10 protein-coding genes are annotated in these 12,128 nt (G+C 64.3%); 4 read left to right on the forward strand and 6 right to left on the reverse strand.

From position 1 onward, the window contains the following. Positions 1-251 precede the first annotated feature (251 nt). On the reverse strand, positions 252-413 hold the full coding sequence (locus tag LY284_RS30045) for a hypothetical protein (RefSeq protein WP_233389764.1): 162 nt from the start codon (positions 411-413) through the stop codon (positions 252-254). A gap of 403 nt (positions 414-816) precedes the next feature. Here LY284_RS30045 and LY284_RS30050 point away from each other — a divergent pair, with 403 nt between their 5' ends. Then, positions 817-1,464, forward strand: a complete 648-nt coding sequence (locus tag LY284_RS30050) for a hypothetical protein (protein WP_233389766.1) — start codon at positions 817-819, stop codon at positions 1,462-1,464. Positions 1,465-1,593: 129 nt separating this feature from the next. Here LY284_RS30050 and LY284_RS30055 read toward each other — a convergent pair whose 3' ends face one another. Then, the gene (locus tag LY284_RS30055; RefSeq protein WP_233389768.1) at positions 1,594-1,869 is read right to left on the reverse strand and encodes a hypothetical protein; all 276 of its coding nucleotides are present in this window, start codon (positions 1,867-1,869) and stop codon (positions 1,594-1,596) included. A 487-nt stretch (positions 1,870-2,356) separates the two neighbouring features. Beyond that, positions 2,357-7,210 carry a response regulator gene (locus tag LY284_RS30060; protein WP_233389770.1) on the reverse strand — a complete coding sequence of 1,618 codons (4,854 nt, stop codon included), beginning with the start codon at positions 7,208-7,210 and terminating at the stop codon, positions 2,357-2,359. Positions 7,211-7,733: 523 nt separating this feature from the next. Here LY284_RS30060 and LY284_RS30065 point away from each other — a divergent pair. The 3 genes from LY284_RS30065 (at position 7,734) to LY284_RS30075 (ending at position 10,698) form a co-directional block, all read left to right on the forward strand. Continuing rightward, positions 7,734-8,660 (forward strand): tetratricopeptide repeat protein, encoded by a 927-nt coding sequence (locus LY284_RS30065; RefSeq protein ID WP_233389773.1) that lies wholly within the window; start codon positions 7,734-7,736, stop codon positions 8,658-8,660. A gap of 150 nt (positions 8,661-8,810) precedes the next feature. Continuing rightward, a complete protein-coding gene (locus LY284_RS30070; protein ID WP_014252662.1) occupies positions 8,811-9,065 on the forward strand; it encodes a DUF6723 family protein in 255 nt (84 codons plus the stop codon). A 211-nt stretch (positions 9,066-9,276) separates the two neighbouring features. Then, a complete protein-coding gene (locus LY284_RS30075) occupies positions 9,277-10,698 on the forward strand; it encodes an MFS transporter (RefSeq protein ID WP_233389775.1) in 1,422 nt (473 codons plus the stop codon). Positions 10,699-10,780: 82 nt separating this feature from the next. Here the strand turns inward: LY284_RS30075 and LY284_RS30080 are convergent, their stop codons facing one another. From LY284_RS30080 to LY284_RS30090, 3 genes are all read right to left on the reverse strand, one after another. After that, complete coding sequence (locus tag LY284_RS30080; RefSeq protein WP_233389777.1) at positions 10,781-11,092, reverse strand: hypothetical protein; 312 nt, start codon at positions 11,090-11,092, stop codon at positions 10,781-10,783. A gap of 291 nt (positions 11,093-11,383) precedes the next feature. Then, positions 11,384-11,704 carry a hypothetical protein gene (locus LY284_RS30085; protein WP_041733940.1) on the reverse strand — a complete coding sequence of 107 codons (321 nt, stop codon included), beginning with the start codon at positions 11,702-11,704 and terminating at the stop codon, positions 11,384-11,386. 118 nt (positions 11,705-11,822) lie between these two features. Further along, the gene (locus LY284_RS30090; RefSeq protein ID WP_053571575.1) at positions 11,823-12,044 is read right to left on the reverse strand and encodes a hypothetical protein; all 222 of its coding nucleotides are present in this window, start codon (positions 12,042-12,044) and stop codon (positions 11,823-11,825) included. Between the last annotated feature and the right edge of the window lie 84 nt (positions 12,045-12,128).

A 12,128-nucleotide genomic window follows, 5' to 3' on the forward strand; every position in this document is an offset into this window, starting at 1 on the left:
GAACGAAAGCGCTTGCCCACTTCAGTGCTTCGATGAGTCGCCTTTGTCGATCAGATGCGGATCGGCTGGCGATGAAGCAACCAACGCTCCGCGCGCGATGCGGGCAATGTCATGCAACACGAGCGCCGATGTCGTTCGTTCTGCCATGTCTGCGATCAGCGCGAGCGCCTCGCGCAGTCGCGCAGTCGGGCGGCATCGTGCAGCGCGCGAGCGCGAACGATGTCAGAGCGCATAACGCGGATCTCCCTTTGTCATGGACTCATGGTCCATACCTCCAGCGGGTCTAACTCTTCGAGCGGAGAGACGAGCGCAAGCGCGATTTGCTGCGGCGTGAGCGGCTCGACGTAAATATTTGCGCGCGGGCGTTCGCGGTCGATGCCGTGAACGACGAAGCGCGCGCACTTGTCGATCATTGCGATAAACACTCTTGAACCTTCTTGCCGCCGCGCGTCACGCTGCGAGAACGCGATTGCATGACGTCGAGAATCAGACTTTCGTCGAGGTCCGGACTCTCGCTCGCGTAGTAGATGCGCATCTTCACGAACACCGCGCCGATTAGCTCGACGCGGCAATACGCGAAGATTTGCAGCGGCGCCGCGCGTTCGAAGGCGCGCGCTTTGTCCCCGACTTGATCGACATGGGGCGTGACTCATTCGGCCCGCATCGTCGCGATAGCGATGCGTGACAATATCGCGCGAATTCGATTTGCTGCCGGCTTCGCGTAGATCGTGAAGACGAGCGCAGTCACGAACGTCTCCACAGCCGGTACCCATGGGCCACTGTGCTACGATCGGCCGCGCCAATATCGGAGATGCAATGAAGCAAGACGTCAAGCAGTTCTTCGGAGTTGCCGCATGCCTTCTGGCGTCCTGTGTTTGGATTGCGGGTATCTACAAACTCAGTCAGATGCTTGGATCGAAAGACAGCTTTTGGACAATTTTTTCCTCTGTCGGGACGATGCTCGCAGCTATCATCGCGCTGATCCTTGGCGGCGGTCAACTGATCCAGAATCGACGCGATGCTGACACGCGCGCGAAGCTCGTAGCCGCCCGACTGCTCCCGTTGCTCGCTCGTTGCGGAGACGATGCATTGGCACTTCGCGAGCGCCTGTCCCCAGATCGACGCGAATATGCCATCCTTGACATTAAATCGATGGTTTTCGCCCAGGCGCGCGTGTTCAACCGCGCTGCGTTTGTCGCGATTTTGGATGATCGGCTTGCCGCGCTTGCGCCGCTTCCGGATGAATGCGCCCTTCGCCTTGCACGTGCGATTTCCTTATTGGAAACGACGGTCGATGAAATACTCGAAGCAGACCGCTCTCGATGCACGATAGAGGCAACCGACGAAGAGAAGCAAACGAAACTGGATATGTGGAATGCTCTTCTTGAGGAAGGGTACACGCTTCTCTTGACCGTCATCAAGACATGTCAAGCCGCAGCACAAGATTCGACATCCGACAACTGAGCGCGTCTTTGAACATCCGTCTCTCATGCCGCGCTCCCGTCGAGGTCTTGGTCGTCGCCCGCGCTCCACTTACGCAGCACCTCACGGGCGAAAGCGAGCTTGAGCGCCGGAACCAGCTTGATACGTGTCTCATCGAGCACGCGCCGCGCCCATGCGATACCGCGTGTGCGATTTGCAGACGTGCCGCGCGAACGGCGGCGGAAACGACTTCCGCGCGTCGCGTAGCGTCAAAGCCGGGAGAATTTTATCGGCCTCCAGCACCGGCCGCGCAATGGCCCACGCTTGTGCAATGGCGGACGTCCACACCGCGGTTTCCCGTTCATCACGCGCCGGTAGCGCGATGACCCACGCTTCGTCGGCGTCCGGGCAATCGTCCGGCGCGGTTTGGCCACTCTTCTCCTCCACGGTAGCACTCGCCTAAGTGTCGCCCTCAAGAATTAACCGGGATTGGATCGCGCACGGTCGGACAAACCATAACTTCGAACACGCCGGTTCAGCACAAAATAGCTTCGGCACAGCGCTACGCGCTGCCGTGGGGTACGCGAGGGAAACCAGCGAACACGAACGCACTCGCAAACCCGATTAACCCATCGGCCGCGAAGCGGGCCGGAACTTGAAATGGCTGTACCAACACATTAAGCGGCGCGATGCGGCAGACCGTGTGCGATCCAAGCCCGGTTAGTCCTTCGAGGGCACTCTTTAGGCGAGGGCCGTTCCCGGAGGAGAAGAGTGGCCAACGTGCGTGTTACCGCGGGCGGTGAGAAAGCTGCTTTCTTTGGTGACTTTCTTTGCAGCAGCAAAGAAAGTTATTCCCGCCCCGGGGAGGGGCAGTGCCAATAGACCGACAAGAAATCAGGATTCCACGAAACCAGCGCAAGCAAAACAAAACCCCCTACCTCCCCCCCGCCAAATTCAAAGCATTAATCAAAGCAAGCGGATCAAAAGGCTTCCTCAACTGCACGGCTTTGGGCAAAGCTCTCCGTTGATCCTCGCTGAGCGCGAGCTCATAACCCGTCACGAACACGACCCCCAACCCCGGCGTCTCACGACAAGCGGCAATGGCGAGCTCGACCCCCGATTGCCCTGCAAGATCCACATCGGTCAGCAGCAGGTCATACCGCTGCTCGCGCAGTAAGCCGATGGCTTCATCGAAGCCCCCCGCATCCACGAGATCGAGCCCGAACGTGCGCAACAACTCCGCGGTGCTCGCACGCACAAGCTCGTCGTCTTCCACGAACAGCACACGCATGCGCGAAAGCGCATCGTCCTGCGCGACGTCGGGCACGCTCGCATCGACCGCCACCGGAACGCGTTGCCCCAACACGAGCCTGACCTTGCGCGCCAGCGCCTCATGCGTATAAGGCTTGCTCAACAGATCGATGCCTTCATCGAGCCGCCCCGCATGCACGATCGCGTTATCGGTATAACCCGATGTGAACAGCACCGCGATACCCGGCACCCGCTCGCGCGCCTTCCGCGCAAGCTCGGTGCTGCGTAACGGCCCGGGCATCACGACATCGGTGAAAAGCAGATCGACCGGCACGCCGCTCTCGACGATCGCCAGCGCGCTTTGCGCATCCTTCGCCCGCAGCACGCGATAGCCCAGATCGGCGAGCAGTTCGACGACAGTCGCACGCACTTCCTCATCGTCCTCGACGACGAGAATGGTCTCGCTGCCGCCCTTCGCCGGACCGGCATCGATGTTCGTCTCCAGATCCTCTTCCGCACGCGCGCGCGGCAGATAGACGCGCACCGTCGTGCCGTGTCCCTGTTCGCTATACACCTTCACGTGCCCGCCCGATTGCTTGACGAAGCCGTACACCATCGAGAGGCCGAGGCCCGTGCCCTGGCCCTCGCGCTTGGTCGTGAAGAACGGCTCGAACGCGCGCTCCTGCACTTCGGGCGACATGCCCGAGCCCGTGTCGGTCACGGCGACCATCACGTACTGGCCCGGCGAGACATCGGCGTTGCGCATCGCGTAGGCTTCGTCGAGCGATGCATTGCCCGCTTCGATGGTCAGCTTGCCGTGACCGGTCATCGCGTCGCGCGCATTGATCGCGAGATTGAGCAGCGCGTTCTCGACCTGAAACGGATCGACGAGCGTATTCCACAGCCCGCCCGACACCACCGTTTCGATCTCGATGCCATCGCCGAGCGCGCGGCGGAACATGTCGTCGAGGCCGCGCACGAAGCGCCCCAGATTGACCACCTTCGGCGCGAGCGGTTGACGCCGCCCGAACGCGAGCAGTTGCGAAGCGAGATTCGCCCCGCGCGCGACGCCCGCGAGCGCGCTCTTCACGCGCTGTTCGGGCTTGTCCTGTCCGGCGACGTCCTTCGCGAGCAATTGCAGATTGCCGCCGATGACCTGCAGCAGATTGTTGAAGTCATGCGCGACGCCGCCCGTCAGCTTGCCGATCGCTTCCATCTTCTGCGCCATGCGCAACGCTTCTTCCGCGTGATGCAGCGCTTCGGCAGTTTCATGGTCAGCGGTGACATCGCGGCCCACGCCGTGGATGCGCCGCGTGCGCGGATCGAGCGACACCGTCCACGCGATCCAGCGCCAGCCGCCCGCGGCGCGGGAGAGCCGGCATTCGTAGCGCACGGGCAGGCCGCTTACGCGCAGCCTGTCGAGCGCGGCGGCCGCGGCGCGCGCGTCGTCGGGATGCACGAGGTCCATCACCGTATGCGAATGCAGGCGCTGAAAATCGAGGCCGAGCAGATTCGTCCATGAAGGGCTCACGCGCAACAGCGCACCCTCGAAGCTCGCAACGTAGAAGAGGTCTTCGCTCAACTCCCACAGACGGTCGCGGTCCGCGACGGCATCGGCCACGCGGCGCTCCAGCGTTTCGTTCAGATCGCGCAGCGCGTCCTGCGCCTTCGTGCGTTCGGCGATCTCGCTCTGCGCGGCCTGAAAGAGACGCGCGTTGTCGATGGCGATCGCCGCCTGCGATGCGATGCCCGTCACGATGCGCTCCGCGCGCTCGTTGAAGACGGCCGGCTCCGGATGCCCGAAGAACAGCCCGCCGAGCACTTCGCCGGTACGCGAAACCACGGGCGCGGCGAGATAGCTGCACACGGCGAGATGGCCCTTCGGCATGCCGTGATGCGGTGAGTTGTGACCGTAGCGCGGATCTTTCGTGATGTCGTCCGAGCGCACGATGCCAACACCTTCGAACGTCGGCCCGAACACGGCGGTGTTGCGCGGCATCGGAAACTTCGAGAACGTGTCCTTCGGCACGCCCGACAGCGTGTAAAGCGTGTAGCGGCTGCCCTTGTCGTCGAGCACGTTGTAGAAGAACGAGCCGAATGCGGCGCCCGTCAGTTCGGTTGCGGCATCGACGACGACCTGCACCGCGCGGCTCAGTTCGAGCTCGCCCGCGACCGTCGTGCCGACGCGATTGAGAATCTCCAGCGTGCGCGATTCGTCGCGCAGCTTCTGTTCCGTCGCGTGACGCAAGCGCGCGAGCCGCAGATTGCTCGCCACGCGCGCCAGCAGCTCGCGCCCGGAAAACGGCTTGGTCAGATAGTCGTCCGCGCCGGCTTCGAGGCCGCCCACGCGCGCTTCCTCGCCCGCGCGCGCCGAGAGCAGCACGACCGGCGTCTCGCGCAGCACCTCGTCTTCGCGCAGCGCGGCGAGCAGCCCGAAGCCATCGAGGCGCGGCATCATTACGTCGGAGACGATCACTTCCGGGCGCACTTCACGCGCCATCGCGAGGGCGGCTTCGCCATCGGCGGCGACGCTCACGTCGTGACCCACCGCGGCGAGCATGCGCCGCATGTAGTCGCGCAGATCAGCGTTGTCATCGACGATCAGCACGCGGCCGGGCGTCGCGCCGGGCGGCGCGGGCTCGTCGGCGGCGCTCACGCCGAGCGACGCGTCGTCCTCGCTCTCGAGGTCGGACGGCGCGCGCGCATCGGGCATCCAGCGCATGGCGGCATCGACATACGAGAGCGCGCGCACGCTCGCTTCCGCGTGCGGCGCGCCGTGCTCCGCGCTCGCGAGCCCGGCCGGCGCGGGCAGCGCGATCGTGAAGCACGCGCCGTCGCCGAGCGTGCTTTGCACGCCGATCGAGCCGCCGTGCAGCTTCACGAGTTCCTGCACCATCGCGAGGCCGATACCGCTGCCTTCGACCGAACGCCCCGTCGCGCCCGCGACGCGGTGAAAGCGCTCGAACACGCGCGCGAGCTCGTCTTCAGGAATGCCGATGCCGGTATCGCGCACGCACAGCTCGATGCCATCGGCGTTCGCGCGCAGCGCAATGCGGATCGCGCCATCGAACGTGAACTTGAACGCGTTCGACAGCAGGTTCATCACGATCTTTTCCCACATGTCGCGGTCGATGTCCGCGATCACGGGTGTCGGCGGAACGTCGATCTCCAGACGCAGGCCAGCCGTTTCGATCGCCGAGCGAAAGAGCGACGCGAGCTCGGCGGTGAACACGGCGAGATCGGTCGGCTGGCGATGCATCTCGATGCGCCCCGCCTCGATGCGCGAAAAGTCGAGCAGCGCGTTCACGAGCTTGAGCAGCCGCAAGCCATTGCGATGCATGATCTCGACGATGCGCAAATCCTCGCGGCCGATGCGCTCGGGGCTCGCCAGCAGTTCTTCCAGCGGACCGAGCATCAGCGTGAGCGGCGTCCTGAACTCGTGACTGATGTTGGAGAAGAACGTGGTTTTCGCGCGGTCGATTTCGGCGAGCGCTTCGGCGCGGCGGCGCTCTTCATCGTAGGCGTGGGCATAGCCGATCGCCGCGCCGATCTGGCTCGCGACCAGATTCATGAAAGCGCGATAGCTTTCGTCGAAGAGCCGGTGCGGATTGAGCGCCGCGATCAGCACGCCGGCGCGGCCCGTCTCGCCCGACGGCGCGATGGGCAGCAGGATCGCGCTGTTCGGCGGCGTGCGCCATGCGCCTGCCGGCAGCGGTGCGCTCACGCGCGGGTCGAGGTCGGTGACGAGGCGCGCCTCGTTGTCGCGCAGCACGTCGGCGACCGGCCACGGATGCGCATGCGCCGCATCCAGTACCGGCGGCGCGGCTGGATGTCCCGCTTCGATGCCGCAGCGGCCGACGAGCGTCGCCGTCGCGCCGCCTGGCTCGGCGGCGTAGAGCAGGGCGAAGGGCATGTCGCGCGACGCGCCTTCGAGCGCCTGCATCGACAGCTCGCACGCCTCGCGCCAGTTGCGGGCATCCGTTGCCGATGCCGCGAGCTCGCGCAGCACGTTCAACTGCCGTTCGCCGAGCACGCGCTGGGTGTCGTCGCTGTTCGCGCAGATGATGCCGCCCGCGCCGCCGCGGTCATCGGGAATCGGGCTGTAGGAGAAGGTGTAGTACGTTTCCTCCGGAAAGCCGTTGCGCTCCATGATGAGGAGCTTCTGCTCGACGTAGGTGCCTTCGATTCCCGTGAGCGCGGTGTCCAGCAGCGGGCCGATCTCGTTCCAGATTTCGCGCCACACGGCGGACGTCGGCTGGCCGAGCGCCTGCGGATGCTTGCCGCCGATGATCGACTTGTACGCGTCGTTATAGAAGAACAGCAGGTCGGGGCCCCAGCCGACCCAGATCGGCTGGCGCGAAGTCAGCATGATGCGGATGGCTGTCTTCAGACTTTGCGGCCAGTGCGCAGGCGTGCCGAGCGACGTTTGCGTCCAGTCGAAACCACGGATGAGCGCGCCCATTTCGCCGCCGCCCAATAGGAAGCTCGGGTCGAGCCCGCTCATCCTCGTATCCGCGATCAGATTGTCAGCTTTCATCGACGCTTGATCTCCTCGCCCTGTCTCTCGAAGTGGCGGCGCTCCGGCGCGCAACGGCGCCCATATTGAGTTCGAATCGATCTCGCGGCGCGCCCCTGTTGCGGCGGGCGAAACGATTCTCGGATTCTCGCACGGAAAACGCTTGCGTTCGCGCAGGCCTTGCGCGGCAGGCCCGTGCTTAAAGGCGCTGCGGGACGCCCGGCGACAAAAAATCGATGCGGCGAATCGCGCCGGGATCACCAGCAATTTGCCGACCTGATCCGTTAGCCGATCGGGCGGTCTGCCTGCGTTCCACGCGCCAATTCGAAAATGTCTGTTACGGAATTCATGCATGAAACGGCGGAAGGCCGTGAGACAAGGCTTTGCTTAAGGTGCCTCGCCCGGGGAGCTAAGACATTTTCTGAACGTTCCTATCGTTGCGCGCCGCGTCCTTACCTAGACTGGCTTTCGCGGTGAAAGCCCTGTGCCGATGCTGGCGCGGCGTTCGCCATTCATATCCATCCTTTGCTTGCACGAGAGTCACATGAATCAAACCAATAGCCGTCTTGAAATGAGTCTGGAACAGGCGGAACAAGCACTGAGTCAAAATCTGGCCGAGCATCCGGATTCGGTCGCGGCGCATAACAACCTGGCGCTCGTGTTGCGGCAACTCGGCCGCTTCCCGGATGCGGAAGCCCTGCTGCAGCGCGCGCTGCAACTTGCTCCGGACTCGGCGCCGGTCCATGCGAATCTCGCGCTCCTCCTGATGAACATGCGACGCGGCGACGAGGCCGAGGCGATGATCGGCCAGGCCGTGAAGCTCGATCCAGAAGGTGCGATCACCCGGTATGTGCTCGGCTGCGTCAGAGTTATGCAAGGCCGTCTGATCGAAGCCACGGAGGCGCTCGATCAGGCCATAGCGAGCGAACCGGCGCTCGTCGAAGCGCATTTCTCTTTGGGCGATGCGCTGCGCCGGCAGGGAAAACTTGCCGAAGCGGAAGCCGCGTTTCGCCGCGGCCTTGCGTTGGACTCGGAAAGAATCGACTTCCATCTCGGGCTCGGGGACGTGCATCTTGCCGCCGGCAAGCTCGCGGACGCCGAGGCCGCCTACGAACTCGCCCGCACGATGCAACCCGCATCGGCAGAGGCGCATTGCGGCCTCGGCCTGGTCGCGCACCGTCGTATGGACTTCCGCGGCGCCGAAGCGCAGTTCAGACAGGCACTGGCGCTGCGGCCCGTATTCTTCGAAGCATGCCGCGGTCTCGGCTTCGTGCTGATCGATACCGGGCACTTCATCGAAGCCGAAGCGTTGCTTCGGAACGCGCTGTCGCTTCAGCCCGAGGATGTCGGCGCTAAAAACGCGTTGACTTTCGTTCTGGCGCGCCAGATGGACACCAACAAGCCGGTGCTGCGAGCGAGCGCCAACGTTCTCCCGGCCGCGGGCGCGAGAGACGCCCGCACGCAGGCATAGTCTTCCGACCTCTGCCGGTCGCCGCCGCCCATGGCGCGGAACGCAGTTTGCTGGACGTGTCGCTGAACGCAGACGCGTCGCATCGACGAGATGCGACCGTTCTCGCCATCACTTTTGCCGACCCGTCCCAAGCGAAACATGTCCAGACCGATGCCCAGAACCACACCGACATCCGAAGCCGGGACCCACGAAGGCTTCGACATCTATGCGTCGTACGTAGTGAACGCGACGGGCATGCACATCGGCACCCTGAAAGTCGTGAGAAAGCGCGACAAGCGCGTGCTCTATCCTTTCGACGGCTGCGAGACCATCGGCCCGTTCGAATCGAGCGACGATGCGCGGCGCGCGGCCGAGGCGCTCGGCGGGCGTATCGTCGCGGCGGACATCGCCAATCCCGAGCCGTGAACGCCGTCTGGCGGCGCGCTGAATGTCCTATGACACGCGCTCGCGTTGCTCGGCGGGCGGCGAGAATCGGCCGGGCTTCGGGGAAAACCCCAGCGCGCTAATCGTCCTAGGACATGCCGGGCGGGCGGCATGCGTCTGTATCTTGACCTCAAGGCGGTGCGATGCGCGAATTCGCGCGGCACCGGGTCACTGACGCATCCGGAAAACGACTATGAGTTACGTGCAACCCACCACGAGGCAGGACGCGCAGGTATCGTCCGGCGATGCCCACGCGCGCGGCCCGATCCGACGCGCGATGGCGGCATCGGCCATCGGCAACGCGACCGAGTGGTTCGACTATGGCATTTACAGCTACGGCCTCACCTACATCTCGGCCGCGCTCTTTCCCGGCAGCACCGCGCAGGCGACGCTCTTCGCGCTCGCGACCTTCGCGATTTCCTTTCTCGTGCGGCCGCTCGGCGGACTGTTCTGGGGACCGCTCGGCGACCGGCTCGGCCGCAAGCACGTGCTCGCGCTGACCATTCTCATCATGTCGATGGCGACGCTCGTCGTCGGCCTGCTGCCTTCGTATGCGAGCATCGGCATATGGGCGCCCGTGGCGCTGATCGCCTTGCGCATGATCCAGGGCTTCTCGACGGGTGGCGAGTACGGCGGCGCGGCGACCTTCATGGCCGAGTACGCGCCCGATCACAAGCGCGGTTTTTGCGGCAGCTTCCTCGAATTCGGCACGCTCGCGGGCTTCTCGCTTGGCGCGTTCCTGATGCTCGGCTGCTCGGTTGTGCTCGGCAACGACGCGATGCACGCGTGGGGCTGGCGCCTGCCGTTTCTCGTCGCGGCGCCGCTCGGTCTGATCGGCCTGTACCTGCGCTCGAAGATGGAAGACACGCCGGTGTTCCGCGAATGCGCCGAAGCGGCGGAGCGCGAGCAGCACAAGGGCGTGCCGCTGCGCGAACTGTTCTCGCAGTACTGGAAGCCATTGCTGCAACTCGGCGGCCTCGTCGTGGCGCTCAACGTCGTGAACTATGTGCTGCTCGCCTATATGCCGACCTTCATGAAGAAGGAACTCGGCATGAGCGACAACCTTTCGCTGCTGCTGCCCTTGATCGGCATGTTGTCGATGATGGTGCTGCTGCCGTTCGCGGGCGCGCTGTCGGATCGCATCGGGCGCAAGAAGGTGTGGTGGCTGTCGCTGGTCGGCCTCTTCGTCGCCGCCGTGCCGATGTTCACGCTGATGTCGCATGGCATCGCGGGGGCGCTGATCGGACTCGCCGTGCTGGGGCTGCTCTACGTGCCGCAACTGGCGAGCATCTCGGCGATGTTTCCCGCGATGTTCCCGACGCAGGCGCGTTATGCGGGCATGGCGATCGCCTATAACGTGTCGACGTCGATCTTCGGCGGCACCGCGCCGATGGTCACCGACTGGCTGATCGGCCGCACGGGCAGCACGCTGGTGCCGGCGTATTACATGATGGCCGCGTGCGCGGTGGGCGCGGTTGCGCTGGTGTTCGTCACCGAGACGGTGGGGTGCTCGCTGCGTGGGCGGGAGACGCCGGGGGCGAAGAAGGCTGCGATGGCGCGTGATGCTTCCGAGGGTGCGGCGCATGAGGGGATGACGGAGCATCGGCACGCCTGATTGTTCTGGCGTCGAATGGACAATGGCCCGGCGTGTGTGCGCCGGGCCATTGGTTTTTTTACGCGCCGAATGCCTCGTTACATCACTGACCGAAGAAAACGTCGCAACGCGGCTTGTCGCTGCAGCCACCCTGAGCGCGGCCGCCCGCGGAAGCGCTCATGCCGGCCGACATGCCGCCGTATGCGGTTTCGTCGGTTTGCGCTGCGGGCATCGCGGCAGTCTGCTGCTGATCGGGCGTGGCCTGCGCCATAACCATCGGGCGCATCGTCTGAATCAGTTGTTGTTGCGCTTCGGTCATGCCCTGAGCCCGCGCCGCGCCGATGCTGGCGACGCTGGTCGCGAGCGCGCAAGCGGCCATCATCGCGAAGAATTTCGGATTGAGTTTCGCCTTCATGTTCCAGCTCCTTGAAACGAACGCACAAGCAGCCGGGAACGCAATTCTCGGACTCCTTGCAGCTTGGTCGATAAACAGGATCGAGCGCTGAAAACGGCAATGCAGCCGCGTCTGAACGACGAAAGCGCTCAGGAGCCAAGTTACGGCGATGCGAGCGAGCAGGAAATCCCTATTTCGCAGGGATGCATTGGAGGGGTAAGCCGACAGACGACGTTAAAAACGCGCCCGGGTTCGTTGCGAAACCCGAGCGCGAGCAAATTCACAGAGCACGCACGGCGCAAGCCGATACGCTTAGTACGACTTGGAAGCCCCGCCGCTCGATGAGCCCGAGCCGGAACTGCTCGAACCGCTCTTGCTGTTCTTGTGCATCTTGCCGCCTTGCGACGAGTCCATGGTGTTAGCGCCCGATGCGCCCGAGGTCGAGCCCGTCACGCCGCCGCTGTTCGGCGTGCTCATGCCGGTGCCGCCCTGGCCAGCGCCATTGCCGCCCGCCGTGCCGCCGCCAGCGCCGGCTCCGCCCCCTCCGCCGCCGCCCGCGCCCTGCGCGAACGCCGCGCCCGACAGGCTCAGGATCATGGCCGAAACAAGCAAGCTTCTCTTCGCGTTCTTCATGGTGTCCTCCCGTTGATCGATGGTCTTGGTACGCGCCGCCTGACAAACGAATGCGGCGCCGCCAACCATCTTCCGCAATCGCCGTGCCGCGCGGCAGTGCCCGCGCGCTGACGATGCGCTAGGCCACCGCCTCGTCGCACCATTCGATAGCCCACGCGCGTGCGCAATGCACGGCGTCCCATTCGCTTGCGAAGGCATCGAGTTCGCCTGATTCGAACACTTCAAGATGCCCGATGTGATCTCCGGGCGAACGCGTGATTCGCGCGTGCGCGTAGTAGCTGCCGTCTTCGTCATGACGCGCGGTGCAGTCGATATGGAACGTCTTGTAGTCGAAACGCATGAGCGGCTCCGGTGATGAGTTCGTGGGCAGGTCCGAAGTGTGCGCAACCGTTGACTCGAATACCCATGTGAGATACTGTATATA

The sequence above is a fragment of the Caballeronia sp. PC1 genome (assembly GCF_021353155.1).
GTDB classification, from domain to species: domain Bacteria; phylum Pseudomonadota; class Gammaproteobacteria; order Burkholderiales; family Burkholderiaceae; genus Caballeronia; species Caballeronia cordobensis.